General features: G+C 49.1%; 4 protein-coding genes and 1 rRNA gene. All 5 read left to right on the top strand.

Annotation, left to right across the window (positions count from 1 at the left end):
- Positions 1-15: 15 nt before the first annotated feature.
- A 5S ribosomal RNA gene (gene rrf, locus ACQW03_RS00025) occupies positions 16-132 on the top strand.
- A gap of 957 nt (positions 133-1,089) precedes the next feature.
- Entirely contained in the window at positions 1,090-1,914 is an 825-nt protein-coding gene (locus ACQW03_RS00020; protein WP_441947708.1) for a thioesterase II family protein, read from the top strand.
- Positions 1,915-2,129: 215 nt separating this feature from the next.
- Positions 2,130-4,025, top strand: a complete 1,896-nt coding sequence (locus ACQW03_RS00015; RefSeq protein ID WP_220031288.1) for an ABC transporter ATP-binding protein — start codon at positions 2,130-2,132, stop codon at positions 4,023-4,025.
- The gene (locus ACQW03_RS00010; RefSeq protein WP_441947705.1) at positions 4,000-5,865 is read left to right on the top strand and encodes an ABC transporter ATP-binding protein; all 1,866 of its coding nucleotides are present in this window, start codon (positions 4,000-4,002) and stop codon (positions 5,863-5,865) included. Before ACQW03_RS00015 ends, ACQW03_RS00010 begins: the two co-directional genes overlap by 26 nt.
- 50 nt (positions 5,866-5,915) lie before the next feature.
- The coding region (locus ACQW03_RS00005; RefSeq protein ID WP_441947703.1) for an amino acid adenylation domain-containing protein at positions 5,916-21,219 on the top strand (15,304 nt) is incomplete at its 3' end.

Here is a 21,219-nt window from a genome sequence, read left to right as displayed (position 1 = left end):
CACAGCAAATTCATGTTTGGTGGCGATAGCGGAGGGGTTCCACACGTACCCATCCCGAACACGACCGTTAAGCCCTCCAGCGCCGATGGTACTTGGACCGCAGGGTCCTGGGAGAGTAGGACGTTGCCAAGCACGATAAAAGAGCACAGCCTTAACGGGCTGTGCTCTTTTTGTATACCATAAGGCTTTTGCGTTTTGGAAAATATACAAGAAACCCATACCTATACTCCATTCCACTAAAATAATAAGATTGGAACATAACTACAATAAAGCTTACAACACTCCGCATATCGACCGATAGTGAAGTCAAACATAATGAATTTATAAAGCAGCAAGTCTCCAACAACAGGGAGACTTGCTGCTTGCCGTTACTGTTTTTTGGGGGGTCAAAGATTAAAAGTAAGGCTATAAATTTCTAGAGAACAGGCACTTTTGAAGCGAGATAGAAACGTTTCTAGTAGAGTTTGAAAAGAAAATTCATAGCTTTGGAAGAGAAAAACTCAATCCGAACTGATTTTTTTAGACGAAGAGTCAGAAAAAAATATGTAAAACATGGTCCTTTAGGACTATGAAATAACAAAATTTATTACAAAATTAAAGAATTATTAATTTTGGCTTATGTGAGCTTGATACAAATTCGATCCATTATTTAGGGAATTAAAGAGAGCTGCGGAAAAAGGCGGAATTTGTCGGATGATATCAGGTTGAATTTGTTACATTTATGTTAATGGCATGTAAAGATAAAATTGTTGTAGGATAAGGGGTTGGAGCTTCAATGTAAATCATAATGAGTCTAGTTTTACAACATTCGTGAAAACCTAAAAATTCGTTTTAAACTAAATTAACAGATCATAATTGACAGATAACTAATACAAAAAGTGAAATTGTTGCTTTTGAAGTTTGGAAACAAATAACAGAATATGGATTTTGTTTTATTTTTATGAGCTCTATCAATTTAGCCCTTTTGTCCCATGCCAAGCGGTTTTAAAGTTTGTATATTTAAAAACAGTTAGAAAGTGTTGGAAGAAAAAAAGAGATATAAGGATTTACTGTAAAATTATGAACTGCATAGAGGATGGAGGAATTCATATGACGACTCGATCACAATCTTGGTTTGCGAAAACCGAGGTCCAACCGACTGCGAAGCTCCAACTATTTTGCTTCCCCTACGCCGGTGGTGGTGCTTACATATTTAACTCTTGGAAGTCTAGGTTTGCACCTGACATTACCGTGTTGCCTATACAACTTCCAGGACGTGAAAGCCGTTCAACAGAAGCTCCAATGGATACTCTTCAAGACATCGTTCAATCGTTGGTTCCCGCAATGGCTCCATACATGCATAAGCCGTTCGCTTTTTTTGGGCACAGTATGGGGGCACTGATTGCATTTGAAACAGCACGGCAATTGTACAGCAAAACTGGAAAGCTACCTGTGCACATCATCATATCTGGTAAATCCGCACCACATCTTCCATACTCCAAAAAACGACTCCATGATTTAGCAGACGATTCTTTCACCGAAGAGCTTCGTTTAATGCAGGGAACACCTGAAGCGGTGCTGCAAAATGCAGAATTGATGCAAATTATTATGCCTCGTCTGCGTGCAGATTTTAAGGTATGTGAAACTTATGTTTATCAGCCGGGAAATCCACTGGTATGTCCGATGACCGTTTTAGGCGGAATGAAGGATTTTGAGGTTAGCACAGATTCACTCCATGCCTGGCAACAGCATACGACATCACCTATGGATGTTCGGATGTTTGAAGGTAATCACTTTTTCATCCATGAACAAGAACAAGAGGTTATGAGCGCAGTCGAGAACATTCTTTCCGCATCCTCGCCGATGGCCCACGCGGCGGCAGCTCATACAGCTTGCAACACAAGCACCCTACAACCACGATTCAGACAGAGTTGAATGTCCCACACATCACGATACACTTCGTTATTACCATCTCAGCAACAATCGACAACCAAACCACAACCAAGATGCAAATTCCAGCATAGTTCAAAATCGCATTTTATTCTGTACGGATACTTATGCATCCAAACCCAGAGTTTATCTCAACGACGTCCACAGCCAATATAAAAAGTTCGCACTGAAAAGTGTAGGCAGCGAAAAGAGGGATGCCCTTGTTTCGATCAAATTCTGCTTTTCGGAGACTCGCACGTTATGTAAGGCCGTATAATCTATGGGTTTTCATAACGGTGATCGCCTCCTTGTGTTTGGCAGCTATTGACATTATTTTGGGTAAGGCCATTGAGCAAATGGCACAGGGGACATTCTCCTCTACCCAGAACATGATCTATCTGGTTGTTGGTATGACGCTAATTGGAATGCCCTGTAAGTTTGTGATGAGGTACGCTTCAGCGCGATTTAGTGTTAGTGCTCTGCGCGACTTGAGAGGCGATCTCGTACATAAGTTTTGCGATTTACCGGTTTCCAGCGTGGAAAGGAAATTTACCGGAGATTTGGTATCCCGTCTAACCAATAATACGGCAGTATTACAGAACTTTTTTATCCAGCAGTTTTCCAATCTGTTTTATTTACCGCTTGTGTTTACGGCATCACTCATATTGCTTTTACTGACAAGCTGGAAACTGATATTAGCAAGTCTTGCGCTCATGCCAATAGGAATGATCATAACATCACTAATGAGTAAGCCGATTGAAAAATATTCCGCGGATCTTCAGGAGAAAATTGCTCATTTGAACGCTGTGGGGCAAGATGCAATCGGAGGAATTCCTATCGTCAAGGCATTCAATATGCAAGCTGTGCTGTTGAAGAAGTATATGGCGATTATGGAGGAGGTCGTTAAGCGAGGCTTAAGGCTAGAAAAGCGCTATGCGGCCATTACTCCGGTAGGTGTGATGATGCTGGCAACACCGATTATTTTGGTCATTGTATACGGAGGATACCTGATACAACAAGGAGAGCTGAATGCTGGAGGCATTGTACTTTTTTTATACCTGATTTCGTTCATATTGCAGCCGATTGCCATGCTGCCGACAATCATTTCGCAAATGAAGGAAGCGGGCGGAGCCGCAAAGCATTTATTTGAGGTGCTGGATTGGCAGAATGAACGTCAGGACGGCGAAATGATCTTGGTAGATCAGAGGCGAGAGAATAGGGCGCCTCATTTGGAAGACGATGCAGATGGGGAAGCCAACCGAATGAGTGAAGGCAGAGCAGAAAGCGATGATGACGTTGATGGTGTTGCTGTAGTCAGCTTTGAGCATTTGACCTTTGGCTACGATGAAGGGAACACAGTGCTGAAGGATATCAGCTTCCAGGCAGGGCAAGGGGATATGGTGGCGATTGTCGGTGCCAGCGGTGGCGGTAAAAGCACGATTTTCAAGCTACTTTGCGGATTTAATGAACCTGGAGAGCATGCCGGAACCATTCAACTATTTGGAAAGAGTTTGACAGATTGGAATTTAACAAGCCTGCGCAGTCATATTTCGATGGTATCTCAGGAGTCGTCGCTTTTTCCGGCCACTATTGCAGAAAATATCGGATATGGACGTCTGGAGGCGACTCGGGAAGAAATTGTCGAGGCGGCGAAAGCGGCACATGCGCATGATTTTATTGTTCAACTTCCCGAGGGCTATGAAACCCTGTTGAGCGAGCGGGGAGGCGGATTGTCTGGCGGTCAAAAACAGCGTATTTCTATAGCAAGAGCATTACTGAAAAATGCTCCGCTGCTTCTATTGGACGAGCCGACTTCAGCACTCGATAGTCAGTCGGAGGCTCAGGTGCAGAATACGATGAATGCGGTAATGCAAAACCGGACGGTACTGGTCATTGCTCATCGACTGTCAACCGTACGTCAGGCGAACCGTATTATTGTACTCGATCAGGGGAGCATTGTGGAATCGGGTTCTCATGAGGAATTACTAGGTCGTGATGGTGTGTACCGAAAGCTGTATTTGAAAAATTTTGAAGAAGAACAGCATACGGCGGAAAACGGTAATTCGTTGCCTGAGGAAAGGAGTGAGCGTCGTGACCTTCAAGCAGGGGTTTTATGAATTTAAGCAGTTGACGTCCCTGATGAAGCCGCACCGAAAATGGTATTTTACCGGGCTGGTTGGCAATAGTCTGACCAATGCCAGCATCACGATTTTACTTTCTTTCGTGGTGCATTATTTGCTGAATTTCGCGGTTAATGGCGATGTACAGGAGCTATACCGAGCGGTCTATTTGGTCAGTGGTACATTTTTGGCATTAAGTCTTATTTCCCCCCTGTGCAGCTATATGTATAAACGGTGTGTAAAGCTGGCGATTGCCGATGTACGAATGAAACTATTTGGCCACATTGTCAAGCTATCGTACGAAAAAGCCGAAAAACACCATTCGGGTGATCTTGTATCCCGTATGACGAACGATGTACAGGCGCTGGAGCAGGCTTACACCGTTCATATCCGCTCGATTATACTAGAAATTTCGCTTTTCTTGGGCTCGTTGGTCATTTTGATGGTTCTGGATTGGCGATTTGGGATTATGGCGGTTTTACTTGGGCTGGCTTCAGCCTGGATAAATGCTCATTTCGCGAAGAAAATGCGAAAGACGAGTGAAGAGTTACAGGGACGGATGAGCAGGTTCACGGAACGATTGAGTGATTTGCTTTCAGGTTTGCAGACGGTGAAGTTGTTTGGGTTGAGGACAAAGGTAGGTGGACTTTGTAACGATGCAAGCGAGGACATAAACCGCATCAGCATTCGGCAGGGACGGCATATGGGCTTGCAGGATATGTGCAATTTTGTCATAGAGTTCATCACGCTGGGCGGTGTGCTTGTCGCCGGATTGATTCTGGTATCGCAGAAGCAAATGGAACTGGGAGTATTGGGACAGATTGTGCAGCTGCAAACTGGTATTTCAACGGTGTTTTTGGAGCTAGGGGCGGCTGTAACACTGTTACAAAACTCCTTGGCAGGCTTGGCGCGTATTCGCGAAATTCTGGATGAGTCGAAGGAAGAGGAGCAGTTCCCCGCGGCTAAAAAGAAGGGACCGCTGACTAGGCTTATCGATCCCGAGACGGCAGCTTTATCAGTCCGTGAATCTGGGGAATTCTATGGCGATGTTGAGACTTTGCATTCAGACCACGCCATTGAACAGACTCCGGCTGCGCTGGAGCTGCACGACATCACATTTGGCTATCAGCCTGACCATCCAACGCTGCAAAGGTTAAACTTGGTCGTGCCGGAAGGGCAGGTAACCGCGCTTGTCGGCCCGAGTGGTGGTGGCAAAAGCACAGTCATGAAGCTGTTGCTGGGATTTTACCCACCGGACGAAGGTGTGCTGCGGGTTCGTGGTCGCTTGGCAGAAGAGTTTCCGTTGGATGAGGTCAGGGATTTGATGGCCTATGTACCACAGGAGGCTACGCTGTTCCACGGTACAGTAGCGGATAATATCCGCTTTGGCTCACCGGTTGCTACGGATGAGGAAGTAGAGGCTGCAGCCAAAACAGCCTATGCCAGCGGCTTCATAGCCGAACTGCCAGAGGGGTACGACACGATTGTCGGTGAACGCGGAGCCAATTTGTCCGGCGGTCAAAGACAGCGGATCGCAATTGCCCGTGCTTTGCTCAAAAATGCACCAATTTTGCTATTGGATGAAGCGACCTCGGCTTTAGATGCAGAATCGGAATATGAAGTCCAGCAGGGCTTAAATGAGTTGATGAAGGATCGTACGACATTAGTTATTGCCCATCGATTGTCTACCATTGAACGGGCTGATATGATCTGCGTCCTTGCCGATGGCGAACTGAAAGAGCAGGGTACCCATGATCAGCTCCTTGCCGAGGGCGGTCATTATGCAGAGCTGTATGAGCTTCAATTTCGAAAGCATCCCGAGGAACAAACCGCATAAATATGCGAATTTCCTTTTTACCAACATCTATTTTGCGAGGAGAGAGACGGATGACACAGCAAGATGTTCAATTGTTTTCGCTAAGCCAGCCACAGCAACGGATTTGGTATACGGAGCTTCTGTATCCTAATCGGAACACATCAACAATTATTGCAACAGTAAAAATCAGGGGAACTGTTCGCATAGATGCCTTGCAACAAGCAATGAACCGGGTGATTGCCCAAAATGATTCTTTCCGTATCAAGATCACTGCTCAGGATGGGATTCCATATCAATATGTAGAGCCGTTTACGGCGGAAAGTATAGAAACGCTCCAAGTTACCCCGGAAGAAGCAAAGGAATGGTTAAAGCGCTATAATCCACAGCCATTCTCATTGTTGGATTCGCAGTTGTACCGATTTGTTATCTTGCAGCTCGGAGCAGAAGAAACATGGTTTAATTTTAAAATGCATCATATTATTTCAGACGGTGTGTCCATGAATCAGGCCATTAATGAAATCACCGGACATTATATGGATATTGTGCATGGTACAGGTCAAGATGCACCGACCAAAGGCAATCCCTATCTGGATTTTATCCAGGTAGAGCAAAGCTATGAGCAATCAGACCGTTATCAAAAGGACAAAACGTACTGGACAGAAAAGTTTGCCGATTTGCCAGAGACTACAGGTTTGAAATCATATAACCCACTAACACTGAGCACAGCTGCACGCCGGGAGAGCTTTATACTGGAACATGAGTTGTATCGTGGTGTTACGGCTTTTTGCGAGGAACATAAAATTAGTATTTTTACGTTCTTCCTGGCAGCTCTGTATATTTATTTGCATAAAGTGACGGGAGAGCAGGACTTAACCGTGGGGACACTCTATGCCAATCGTACGTCTAAGAAGGAAAAGGATACTATCGGTATGTTCGTCAGCACCGTGGCTACGCGTCTGTTGGTCGAACCAGAATCCGAACTGCTGACCTTCCTGCAGGGTGTAGGGAAGGAGCAGGCGTCCATTTTGCGGCATCAGCGTTACCCATACAACAAAATTATTCAGGATTTGCGTGAACAGCAAAGCAGTCTGGACATTCAGCGTCTGTTTGGTGCTTCTATTCAGTACCGTACATTGAGTTTCTCCCGGTTTGATGAAGCCATTCAACAGGTAGATAACGATTTCTGCGGAGATACGGTGAACGACTTCGATATTCACATGGTTGAAATGCTGGATGACGATAGACTCGTGCTGTATCTGGATTATCGTACCGAGCTGTTTAGTGAACAGGAAATTGCTCGAATTATTCGACAATTTTTGAGTGTAGCGGAGCATATGGTGCAGGGCCCACACAAGCGGATACAGGAATTGTCGCTGATCAGTGAGGAAGAACGGGCGCAAATCGTCGACGTATTCAATGCTACTGCGGTGGAATATCCACACGAAGCAGGCATTCATGAGTTGTTTGAGGAACAGGCTGAACGTACACCGAATCAGACAGCAGTTGTGTTCGGAAATGCCCGTTTAACTTATGGCGAACTGAATATAAAAGCAAATCGACTGGCTCACACGTTGCGCGGACACGGTGTTACCGCCGAGCAAACTGTAGGTATCGTTGCTGAGCGTTCCACGGATATGATTGTCGGCATGTTGGCGATTCTCAAAGCGGGCGGCGCATATGTGCCGATTGACCCAGATTATCCGGCTGAACGTGTACGTTACCTGCTGGAAGATTCGGGGGCGAAGTTGCTGCTGGTGCAGCATACAGAACAGCAACTGGAGGAATACACCGGAATCGTACTGGATCTGAGCGATGCTAAGGTGTACGGGGCAGAGAATGACCAAGGCTTGAATACCGTACATTGGGAGCAAAACGAGGCTTATCATGCGGATTATGCCGATTATACTAATCTGAAAAATGAGATTTTAAATGAATCATCCTCGTCTGTCATAGACAGCACTGCTGGAGAACAAGAACGTAAATTTGGAAACCGACTAGCTTATTTGATGTACACTTCGGGCACGACCGGACAGCCCAAAGGGGTTATGGTAGAACATCGCAATGTCGTGCGTTTGGTGAAAAGTACAAACTATGCGCAATTAGATGCTGATACACGCATTTTGCAAACTGGCGCCGTTGTCTTTGACGCGTCTACCTTCGAAATTTGGGGTGCGCTATTGAATGGTGGACAGCTCGTGCTGGTAAGTCAGGATGTCATTTTGGACGCTCCAAAGCTCAAGGAAGCCGTGCGCAACCATGGTATCACGACAATGTGGCTGACTGCGCCGCTCTTTAACCAGTTATCTCAGCAGGACTTGGAGCTGTTTGAGGGGGTACAAGAACTGCTGGTCGGTGGTGATGTGCTGTCCGTACCGCACATTAACCGGGTGCTGGAGGCTCATCCGTCCCTGCGGATCATTAACGGCTATGGGCCGACAGAAAATACAACTTTTTCTACAACTCATGCGATTGCCAGGGTGCAATTGGAAGCGGTGCCGATTGGGCGTCCGATTCACAACTCCACAGCGTATGTCGTAGACCGTTCCATGCAGCTTCAGCCTGTTGGGGCATGGGGGGAGTTGATCGTCGGCGGCGACGGGGTGGCACGTGGCTACCGGAACCGTCCGGATTTAACGGCTGAAAAGTTTGTAGACAGCCCGTTCCGCAGCGGAGAGCGCTGCTACCGCACAGGCGATTTGGTGCGCTGGAATGAGGACGGGACGTTGGAATACAAAGGACGGATTGACGCACAGGTGAAAATCCGTGGCTACCGGATTGAGTTGGGCGAGGTGGAAGCACAGCTGCTGAAGCTGGAGGCGGTGCAAGAAGCCGTCGTCATTGCACGTGAGGATGAGCAGGGGCAAAAGCAGCTCTGTGCATATGTAGTCACCCTTGCGGATATCGCGGCTAGTGAGCTGCGAAGCGCCATGAGCCAAGAATTGCCGGGTTACATGGTACCGTCATATTTTGTGCAGCTGGAGCAATTGCCGTTGACACCAAATGGCAAAGTGGATCGTCGGGCATTGCCGCAACCAGAAGGAAGCGTGGATTCCGGTGAGGATTACGTAGCGGCACGTAATGAGGTAGAACGTACGCTAGTGTCCGTGTGGCAATCTGTACTTGGTATTGAGCATATTGGTGTGCTGGATAACTTTTTCCATCTGGGGGGCGACTCGATTAAGGCCATCCAGGTGTCTTCAAGACTGCTGCAAAATGGTTACAAGCTGGAAATGAGGGAGTTATTCCAGTATCCGACGATTGCAGAGCTGAATGGACGAGTGCAGCGGGTGAGCCGTGTTTCCGATCAAGGAGAAGTCAGTGGAAACGTGGCATTGACACCGATTCAACACTGGTTCATTGAACAGCAGCCATCCAATCCTGAACACTATAACCAGGCTCTGATGCTGCATCGTGAGGATCGATTGGATGAAACGGCGCTTCGTCAGGCACTGCAACGCATTGTCGAGCACCATGATGCTTTGCGCATCGTATTCCGCCAAAATGCGGACGGTGGGTATGAAGCATGGAACCGTGGCGTGCAAGAAGGAGAATTGTACAGCCTCGAAGTAGTTGATTTTACAAATGAGTCTGACTTTGCTCATTTGCTGGAGAACAAAGCCAGCGAAATTCAAAGCAGTATCCGTCTAGATGAAGGCCCTTTGGTGAAGCTGGGTCTGTTCCGTTGCACCGATGGAGACCATTTGTTGGTAGCGATCCACCATTTTGTGGTCGACGGCGTGTCTTGGCGTATTTTGCTAGAGGATTTGGCATCCGGTTATGAGCAGGCTTTACAGGGCGAGTCTGTCCGTTTACCCAACAAAACGGATTCCTTCCGTCTGTGGGCAGATCAGCTATCCGCTTATGCGAACAGTGGAGCGTTGGAGAATGAGCGTGCGTATTGGGAGCAGATTGAACAAGCAGGGAAGAGTCAGGCATCCTTGCCTAAAGATTACACTCGTAAATCTCAGGCTAAGCCACAGCTTCGCGATGATCGGACACTGACAGTAGCGTGGACGGTAGAAGAAACGGAACAATTCTTGAAACAAGCTCATCGTGCCTACAATACGGAAGCAAACGACCTGTTGCTGACAGCTTTGGGCACTGCAATTCAGGAGTGGGCAGGCATCCGTCAGGTGCTTGTAAATCTGGAGGGGCACGGACGGGAAGCCATTTTGCCGGATGTGGATATTACGCGGACGATCGGTTGGTTTACCAGCCAATTCCCGGTTGTACTCGATATGGGCGAGGAACAGAATGTGGGACGGCGTGTCAAAAACGTCAAAGAAGGACTGCGCCGTTTACCGCATAAAGGGATTGGATATGGGATTTTGAGATATCTTGCTGACAGGGAAGGGGAAGCACCTTTTATCAGCGAGCCGGAAATCAGCTTTAACTATCTCGGACAATTCGATCAGGATTTAAAGAATAATGCCTTTCGCATGTCTCCTTATTCCATCGGAGCTTCCATTAGTGACACGTTAACCAAGCGGTATGCTCTGGATATCAACGGCATGATCACGGACGGTGCACTGGAGTTGACGATCAGCTACAGCAACAAAATGTTCATGAAAAAGTCAATCAAAAAGCTGGCTGATCTGCTTCAGGAGAGCTTGCGTGAGGTATTGGCTCACTGTGTGGAAAAAGAGTTGCCAGAGCTGACGCCAAGCGATTTGTCCTTCCAAGGACTGACGGCTGTAGAGCTGGATCATATTGTAGAACAGACGGCTGCTGCGGGAGAACTGGAAAACATTTATTCGCTAACACCCATGCAAAAAGGCATCCTGTTCCACGGCTTAATGGAGCCGAAATCCGGGGCGTACTTTGAGCAGGCGACATTTGATCTGCAAGGCAGCTTTCAAGTGGAGGCTTTTGCCGAAAGTTTAAATCAACTGGTGGATCGACATCAAATATTCAGAACGAATTTTTATAGCGGCTGGAATGAGCAGCCTTTACAGGTGGTGTACCGCCACAAACATGCCGGGTTCCGTTTTGAAGATGTGCGTTCAATGGGACAAGGAGAGCAGGACGCATACATTGCTGATTTTGCTGAGCGTGACAAAGTCGAAGGTTTTAATTTCAGCTCAGGCGAGCTGATGCGGGTGTCTGTTTTGCGTACAGGCGAGGAGTCGTACCGTTTTGTATGGAGCTTCCACCATATTTTGATGGACGGATGGTGCTTGTTCCTGGTTGTGGGGGAAGCATTTAATACGTACTTTGCCATCCTCGAAGATCGCAAGCCGGAGCTTGTCCCGATAACGCCATACAGCGAATATATTGAATGGCTGGAGCGACAGGACAACGCGGAGGCTGAACGGTTCTGGAGTGATTACTTTGCTGGTTTCGAGCAGCAGACGGTATTGCCGCAGGCAAAACAGCTGGACGGTCACGCGAAAGAATATGAAGCGGACAAGCTTTCGTTTACACTGGGCCGCGAAGTGACGGAACGGATAAACAAGCTGGTTAAGCAAAAGCAAGTGACGGTCAACACCCTTCTGCAAGCAGCATGGGGCGTTGTGCTGCAACGGTATAACAACAGTCGGGATGTTGTATTTGGCAGTGTCGTATCCGGCAGATCAGCGGATATTCCGGGCATAGACAAAATGATTGGTTTGTTCATTAATACGGTTCCTGTACGGATTCACAGTGAGAAAGATATCACGTTTGCTGCGTTAATGAAGCAGATACAGGAGCAGGCACTGGCTTCCCGTGCTTATGAAACCTATCCGTTGTATGAAATTCAGGCCCTGACAGAGCAAAAGCAGGACCTGGTGAACCATATTATGGTGTTTGAAAACTACCCAGTGGAACAGCGTATGGAGCAAATGGGTAGCCGTGGTGAGAATGGTTTTACGATTGCAAATGCTTCCGTATCGGAGCAAACGAACTATGATTTCAACATTACGGTTGTGCCAGGTGATGAAATTCATGTCCATTTGGAGTACAACGCGCGAGTATTGGAACGCACAGCTGTAGAGCAAATCCGCGAGCATTTGCTGCATATTATTGAAGAAGCGATTAACAGACCAGATGAGCTGGTAGATGAGCTTGAGTTGGTGACTGCTTCGGAAAAAGCAAAAATCATCGACGGTTTTGGATCAGTGGGCGTATCTGCATGGAGTGATGAAAAGCAATCAGAAGGGGTGTTCCACGCCTATGTGGAAGAACAAGCGCAGCTTGTGCCGGATCACGTGGCAGTTGTATATGAGGAGCGGCAGCTTACATACCGTGAGCTGAACGAGCGTGCGAACCAGCTTGCCCGCCGATTGCGGAATGAAGGCATTGGGCGCGAATCCATTGTTGGTATTTTGAGCGAGCGCTCGGTGGACATGCTGGTCGGCGTATTGGCGGTATGGAAAGCCGGAGGTGCATATGTACCTTTAGATGCGGATTATCCGTCTGACCGTATCCGCTTTATGCTGGAGGACAGCGGCGCTACGGTGCTACTGACTCAAACAGGTTTGCAGGAGCGTGCCCAAACATGGCTGGAGGAAAGCCGACAGGCCTTGGCCGGAGGGCAGTCTGAGGGCGAGTTGGAGACAGCAGCTGGCGCTGAGACGATGGAAAGAGACAGCCTTAATGAGGGATTAAGCTTGAAATCAGATTCGGAGTCTGATAGCGAAGTAGCATCCGAATCCGCAGCGCACTTGCGTCTGCACACCGTACTGGCGCTGGACGATGAGTCGCTGTACACCGGGGATGCCACGGATGTGGAGCACATCAACGAACCGCAGGATCTGGCGTATGTGATCTACACGTCCGGTACAACGGGACGTCCAAAAGGGGTCATGATTGAGCATCGCAGCTTGGTGAATACGGCTGCGGCCTATCGTCGGGATTACCGTCTGAACCAGTTCCCGGTACGGCTGCTACAACTGGCAAGCTTCTCCTTCGACGTGTTCGTCGGCGATATTGCGCGGACGCTCTATAACGGTGGCACGATGGTCATTTGTCCGAAAGATGATCGCATTGACCCAAGCCGTCTATACGGCTGGATTCACGATTATCAGATTACGGTGTTCGAATCAACCCCGGCCTTGATTGTACCGTTTATGCAGCATGTGCATGAACACGGGCTGGACATGAGCAGTCTGGAATTGCTGATTACCAGCTCAGATAGCTGTAGCGTGACGGATTACCGGGTCCTGCAAGAACGATTTGGCGCGGATATTCGTATTATGAACAGTTATGGCGTCACGGAAGCGGCAATCGACTCTAGTTTCTACGACGAAGAACTGTCGAAGTTGCCAAGCAGCGGCAGTGTGCCGATTGGTCAGGCGTGGCTGAACGCACGCTTCTACATTGTGGACAGTCAGCTGAATCCGGTGCCGATCGGCGTGCTGGGCGAGCTGTGCATTGGCGGAGCCGGGGTAGCACGAGGCTACCTGAACCGTGCGGACCTGACGGCCGAGAAGTTCGTAGCGAACCCGTATGTAGCCGGTGAACGATTGTATCGCACAGGTGACCTCGCGCGGTGGATGCCAGACGGCAATGTGGACTTTATCGGCCGGATGGACTATCAAGTGAAAATCCGGGGCTACCGGATCGAGCTGGGCGAGATTGAAACGGCAATCCAGCGGGTGCCGGGTGTGCGTCAAGCGGTAGTCATCGACCGGACGGATGAGCGTGGACACAAGTACTTGTGCGGGTACATCACAGGAGAATCCGAGCTGCGGATCGAGGAGGTACAGACCGAGCTGGAAGCAGGGCTGCCAGCACATATGGTACCTGCACGCTTGATGCGACTGGAGACGATCCCGCTGACTAACAATGGAAAAATCGACCGCAAGGCCTTGCCGGAACCGGAAGGAAGCATCCATACCGGCGCAGCCTATGTGGCACCGCGTACCACGGTGGAACAGGTTTTAGCTTCAGTATGGGCCGGGGTGCTGGGTGCCGAAACGGTAGGCACGCAGGATAACTTCTTTGAACTGGGCGGCGATTCGATCAAAGCATTGCAAGTATCATCCCGATTGCTGCAAGCAGGGTATCGACTGGACATGAAGGATTTGTTTAGCAATCCGACGGTAGCGTCACTCAGTCCTTTGCTTCGTACAGATGGCAAGATTGCCAGCCAGGAAGAGGCAGTAGGTAAGGTAGATCTGACACCCATTCAACGGTGGTTCTTCGAGCAGCAGCCGGTTGATCTGCACCACAGCAACCAGGCGATGATGCTGTATCGAGCTGGGCGCTTTGATGTCGACGCGCTGCGCCGTACGATGGAACGTATTGTCCAGCATCATGACGCATTGCGCACTGTATTCCGTGAGACGGAGCAAGGCTATGCCGCTTGGAACCGCAGTGTGGTGGAAGGCGAGCTATATACGCTGGACATCGTAGATTTTAGCAGAGTTGAAGACGAATCCACCGCTATAGAAGCCAAGGCGAGTGAAATTCAAGCAAGCATTCACTTGAGCGAGGGTCCACTTGTGAAGCTCGGTCTGTTCCATTGTGCTGAGGGCGATCATTTGCTAATCGTCATTCATCATTTGGTCGTGGACGGTGTATCGTGGCGTATTTTACTGGAGGATTTGGCATCGGGTTATGAGCAGGCCGTTGCAGGTAAAACGGGTAAAGCTATTCGACTGCCGCATAAAACAGATTCGTTCCAGGAATGGGCTAAACAGCTGTCAGCCTACGCGAATCGTGCGACGATAGGGCGGGAGCTCGCATACTGGCAGCATATCGAACAAGCAGAAGCCAGCCTAGCGAAGCCTTTGCCGAAGGATTTTGCGAATGACAATGCACTGCTCGGAGACAGCGAGGTTGTGACGGTCCGCTGGACGAAGCAGGAAACCGAGCAGCTGCTCAAACAAGCTCATCGCGCATACAACACGGAAATGAATGATCTGTTGCTGGCTGCGCTCGGAAAAGCCGTCTATGACTGGTCTGGTTCCGAACGAGTGCTGGTCAACCTGGAAGGCCATGGACGGGAAGCCATTGTACCGGATGTAGATATTACGCGGACAGTCGGCTGGTTTACGAGCCAGTTCCCGGTTGTTCTGGATGGAAGTCTGGGACAGGGAGGAAATACCGCTCGTCTGATCAAACGGGTCAAGGAAGGGCTGCGTCATATTCCGCAGAAAGGCATCGGCTATGGTATTTTACGATACCTGTCGGATACAAATGTTCTGGAGAAAGCAAACGTGCAGTTAAAGGCGCAGCCTGAGATCAGTTTTAACTATCTGGGTCAATTCGATCAGGATTATAAAGGCAACGATCTGGAGCCTTCCTCCTATTCTATCGGGGTGCCTGTTAGCACGAACGCGTCTATGGATTTTGCATTGGATATTAACGGAGTAATCGAGGACGGTGAGCTGGTTTTCACTATTCGCTACGGCACCACACAATTCCGTCATGAAACGATTGCACGGCTTGGAGAGCTGCTAGCATCCGGCTTGCGTGAGGTGATTCATCATTGTGTCGCCCAAGAGAGAACGGTGTTGACCCCAAGTGATGTCCTGTTAAACCATGTAACGCTAGACGAGCTGGAGCAATTGGTGGAAGATACGCGAGATCTGGGCGAGCTGGAAAATGTGTATGCCTTGACACCGATGCAAAAGGGCATGCTTTTCTACAGTCTAATGGATGAGAATTCGGCAGCTTATTTTGAGCAGGCCACCTTTGAGTTGAACGGTCGCTTTGATGTGGTTGCTTTCGGCAAAAGCTTTGACCTGCTCGTACAACGTCATGAGGCATTGCGGACGAACTTTATCAGTTCATGGAAGGATGAGCCTGTACAGGTCGTCTTCCGCAACCGTAGCGGACAATTGTATTATGAAGACCTGCGCGGACTAGAAAAAGAAGAACGTAAAGCTCGTGTTGAAGCTTTTACCCTTGCAGATAAAGCCAAAGGATTCAATCTCGCAGAGGATGCACTCATTCGTGTCTCCATTTTGCAAACGGGGGTTGAAACGTACCACTTTGTTTGGAGCTTCCATCACATTTTGATGGATGGCTGGTGCTTGTCTTTTATGACACAGGAGGTATTCGGCAGCTATCTGGCAATTCGTGCGGGTGAGGAGCCGGTACTGGAGCCTGTTACGCCGTTCAGTCGTTTTATTGAATGGTTGGAGCGTCAGGATCGTGAGGCGTCCCTGCAATACTGGAACAGGTATCTGGCTGATTATGAGCAGCAAATTACGCTTCCACAGCAAAAAACACAGCCTAAATCCATACAAGCCGGGGAATATGTCGCTGAAGATATGGAATGTGACTTCCAGCCAGAGCTGGTGGCTCAGATCGAACGAGTGGCGAAGCAAAATCAGGTGACGGTCAATACGCTGATTCAGACAGTATGGGGCGTTTTGTTGCAAAAATATAATAACAGTTCGGATGTCGTGTTCGGCAGCGTTGTGTCTGGTCGTCCAGGGGATATTCCAGGTGTGGAGCACATGATCGGGCTATTCATTAATACGATTCCAGTGCGCGTGCAGTCAGAAGAGGGCGAAGCCTTTAACGAGCTGATGAAACGAACACAGCAGCAAGCACTGGCTTCCAATGCCTATGATGCCTTCCCGCTGTATGAAATTCAAGCACTCACCGAGCAGAAGCAGGATTTAATCAATCATATTATGATATTTGAAAATTATCCGGTGGAGCAACAGGTAGAGCAGCTGGGAGGTAAAGGACAGGAACCATTCACGATTTCGAATGTGGTGGCTACAGAGCAAACCAACTACGATCTGAACGTAGCTGTTATGCCGGGAGAAGGTATTAAGATTCGGTTTATGTATAATACGCTCTGCTTTGATCGGAAAGGCATTGAGCGTCTGTATGGACATTTTACCCGTCTCTTGGAGCAAATTTCGCTCAACCCAAATGTTCGGGTTGAAGAGTTGGAATTGGTCACAGCAGCGGAAAAGCAACAGATTACAGCGGCATTTAATGACACTGCTTGTGCATTTCCGTCCAAACAGACGATCCATCAGCTGTTCGAGGATCAGGTGGAGTGTACGCCAGATCAGGTGGCATTGGTGTTTGGAGATCAGAGTCTGACTTATCGGGAGCTGAATGAACGGGCAAATTCATTGGCCCGAATGCTTCAAGCCCAGGGAGTAGGACCTGACAAACGGGTGGGTCTGATGGTGCAGCGCTCCGTGGAAATGATCGTAGGTCTGCTGGCCGTTCTAAAAGCAGGTGGTGCTTATGTGCCAATCGATCCGGAATTTCCGTCCTCTCGTATTGAATACATGCTGGAAGACAGCGAGGCCGCAGTGCTTCTGACCCGTCGTGAGCTGGCAGAAGAGCACCATTGCCATGCCAATACCCTGTTTCTTGAGGATGCCGCATTGTATCAGGGAGAAAGCAGCAACCTGGAGACGATTGCCCGCTCAGAGCATTTGGCTTACGTCATCTATACCTCGGGTTCGACTGGGAATCCGAAAGGAGTTATGCTCCAGCATCGCTCAGTACTCAATTTTATTACCGGGATGCGCGAAGCCATTGACTTTGAAGCGAGCCAAACCATTTTGTCACTCACGACCATTTCATTCGATATTTTCGTCTTGGAAACCATCCTGCCCCTGCTGGGTGGAATGTCTGTTGTGCTTGGTGACCGCCAGCATCAGGTGAATCCGCAGGCGCTGGGTGAGTTGATTACTCAACATTCTATTGAGATGTTGCAAATGACCCCATCCCGGTTGCAAATGCTGCTGGGTCATGAAGCAGGTTCCCGCGCGCTGCGAAACGTGAAGGTCATTATGGTCGGGGGTGAAGCCCTTCCGTCCAAGCTGCTCACAGCACTGCAAGAAATAAACGGTCCCCGCATTTATAACATGTACGGACCTACAGAAACGACGGTGTGGTCGGCCGTACAGGAACTGACCCATGCTCAAGACATTAATATCGGACGTCCTATCGCGAATACCCAAATCTATATCATGAATGCGAGTGGAGAGTTGCAGCCAGTCGGTGTGCCGGGCGAGTTATGTATTGCAGGGGAAGGATTAGCCCGTGGGTATTGGAAACGTGAAGAACTGACGGCCGAGAAATTTGTAAATAATCCGTTTGCTGGCGGCAAGGCAGGCCATGAGCGGATGTACCATACAGGCGATTTGGCGAGATGGACGCCGGACGGCAACATTGAATATTTGGGGCGGATGGACCATCAGGTGAAAATTCGGGGCTACCGGATCGAACTGGGCGAGATCGAATCGCAGTTGTTGCAGGTGGAGTCGGTACAAGAAGCGGTCATCATGGCCCGTGGGGACGAAACGGGCCAAACACAGCTAGTGGCGTACTACGTCGCGAGTCAAGAACTTGGAGCCGGTGAACTGAGACATGAGCTGGGGCGGGAGCTGCCAAGCTATATGATGCCGTCGTATTTCATTCAGTTGGAGCAGATGCCGCTGACACCAAACGGTAAAATCGACCGCAAGTCCCTGCCGGCACCGGAAGGCAGCCTGCAAAGCGGAGCGGATTATGTAGAGCCGCGCACTGCACCGGAACGGGCACTCGTAGCGGTCTGGCAATCCGTCCTGGGCGTGCCAACCGTCGGAATGTTGGACAATTTCTTTGACCTGGGTGGCGATTCGATCAAGGCGATTCAAATCGTGTCCCGTGCGTTCCAGGCAGGCTACAAGCTGGACATGAAGGATTTGTTCCGCTATCCCATCGTTGCAACCCTGGCACCGCATATGCACGAGGCAAGTCGTATGGTAGATCAGGGAGAAGTGAGCGGAGAAACGGCGTTGCTTCCGATCCAGCACGGGTTCTTTGCACAGGAGCAAGTGGATGCGCATCACTTTAATCAGGCCGTTATGCTGCACCGGGAGCAGGGGTTTGACGAAGCTGCTTTGCGTCAGGCGCTTGGCAAATTAACAGAGCATCATGATGCTCTGCGGATGGTGTTCAGCAAGACCGAGCAAGGCTATAAAGCATGGAACCGCGGAATACAGGAAGGCGAGCTGTATCACCTGGACGTGCTGGACTTTAGGGACTTGACGGATGAAGCCATGCTCAGCGCGGCAATTGAGGCGAAATCTAGTGAAATTCAAAGTAGTATCCAACTGCAAGAAGGACCACTGTTAAAGGCTGGTTTGTTCCACTGTGCCGATGGGGATCATCTCCTGATGGCAATTCACCATTTGGTGGTGGACGGGGTATCCTGGCGTATTTTGTTTGAGGATTTGGCTACTGCCTATGAACAGGCCGTTCATCAGGAAGTGCTTCAGCTGCCGGACAAAACGGATTCCTTCCGTTCCTGGGCTGGGCAACTTTCCTCCTATGCGAATAGCCCAGCCATGGAAAGTGAACACGCCTATTGGGAGCAATGGAACACAGCCGCTTGGGCTGACCAAGTACGTTTGCCTGAGGATCAAGCGCAGGCTGAGCCCTTTACCTTGGCTGACACGGATACAGTGGTCGTCCAGCTTACGGAAGAAGAGACCGAACGGCTGTTGAAGCAAGCGCACCGTGCATATAACACGGAAGTGAACGATCTGCTTCTGACTGCTTTGGGCATGATGCTGTACACATGGACCGGCCATGAACGCAGCCTGATCAATCTGGAGGGACACGGACGTGAGGACATTTTGCCGGATACGGACATTTCTCGTACGGTAGGCTGGTTTACGAGTCAATATCCGGTATTGCTGGACATCGGTCGTGATCACGCCTTGTCAAAACAAATTAAACAGGTCAAAGAAAGCCTGCGTCATATTCCGAATAAAGGAATGGGCTACGGAATCTGGAGATATTTGAGTGAATCCGGCCAAACGGTTGGTCATCAAGCTTTTGCCGAGCCACAAGTGAGCTTCAATTACCTCGGTCAGTTTGATCAGGACTTGCAAAACAGCGATATGCGTAGGTCTCCTTACTCGATTGGATCGGTCGTTAGTGACCGGACGAAGATGAAATATGCTCTGGATGTGAGCGGAATCGTAACGAACGGCGTCCTGGAACTGGACATTCGGTATAACGGCAAAGCCTTCCGTAAGGACACAGTCCACATGCTGGCTAATCTGTTAAAATCCAATCTGCTTGAAATGATCGAGCATTGTGTCACACAGGAGCGGACCGAATTGACTCCAAGTGATGTATTGCTAAAAGGTCTGACCCTGGAGCAATTAGATACGATTAAGGAGCAGACCAAGACGGTTGGGGAACTGGAAAATGTGTATCCGTTAACGCCCATGCAAAAGGGAATGCTGTTCCATAGTCTGATGAATGCAGAAACAGGCGTGTATTTTGAACAGGCGACCTTTGATCTGGAGGGCCACTTTGAGTCTTCCCTATTCGAGGAAAGCTTGAAGCTGCTAGTTAGCCGACATGCGATATTACGGACGAATTTCTACAGCGGCTGGCATGGTCAGCCATTGCAGATTGTCTATCGTCATAAAAATCCGAGCTTCCGTTATGAGGATGTCCGAGGGCGTGAGCACGCTGTAGCTGAATTTGTGGCCCAGGACAAAGTCCGAAACTTTGATTTAGGCAAGGATGCGCTCATGCGCGTAACCGTCTTCCGCACGGGTGATAGCTCCTACCGTTTTGTATGGAGCTTCCATCATATGGTGATGGACGGCTGGTGCCTGTCGCTGGTGACGGACGAAGTGTTTGGTGCCTATGTTGCCCTGCTGGAGCACAAGCAGCCAGAGCTCGCACCTGTCAAGCCGTATAGTGACTATATCGAATGGTTGGAAGATCAGGATACACAGGAAGCAACCCGTTATTGGAGCGACTATTTGGCGGACTTTGAGCAGCAAACCTTGTTGCCTGGTGAGAACGCGCAAGCTTCTGTAGTTGCACGGGATGAAGAACCAGACGAAAGCGGTGCGGGGTCCCATTCCGGCTATGTTTCGGAAAAGCTGCCATTTATGTTGGGTAAAGAACGGACCGCGGCATTGAACCAAATGGCCAAGCAACAACATGTCACGATTAACACATTGCTGCAAAGCGTGTGGGGCGTTATTTTACAGCAATACAATAATCATCAGGATGTTGTGTTTGGTGGTGTAGTATCCGGTCGTCCGGCAGACATTCCAGGCGTGGAGAACATGATCGGATTGTTTATCAACACGATTCCGGTACGCATTTGTAGTGCACCGGATGCTACATTTGCTGAAGTATTGCAGCGCACACAGGAGCAGGCTTTGGCTTCTGGTGTCTATGACACGTTCCCGTTGTATGACATTCAGGCACTGACTGAACAAAAACAAGACCTGATTCATCACATTATGGTCTTTGAAAACTACCCGATCGGGCAACAGATGAAGCAGGTGGGCGGTTCTGGTGAGACAAGAGCACAAAATGGCTTCTCTATTGCCAATGTGGCACTTGCCGAGCAAACCAACTACGATTTCAACCTGATTGTCGTGCCTGACGAGGATATCTCCATCCTGCTCGAATACAATGCTCTGGTGTATAGTCGGTCTGCCA

This window comes from Paenibacillus sp. DRB1-1, assembly GCF_052119485.1.
Lineage (GTDB): Bacteria > Bacillota > Bacilli > Paenibacillales > Paenibacillaceae > Paenibacillus > Paenibacillus polymyxa_B.
Note: the sequence above shows the minus strand (reverse complement) of the source record. Positions and strands in the feature narration are given on the sequence as shown.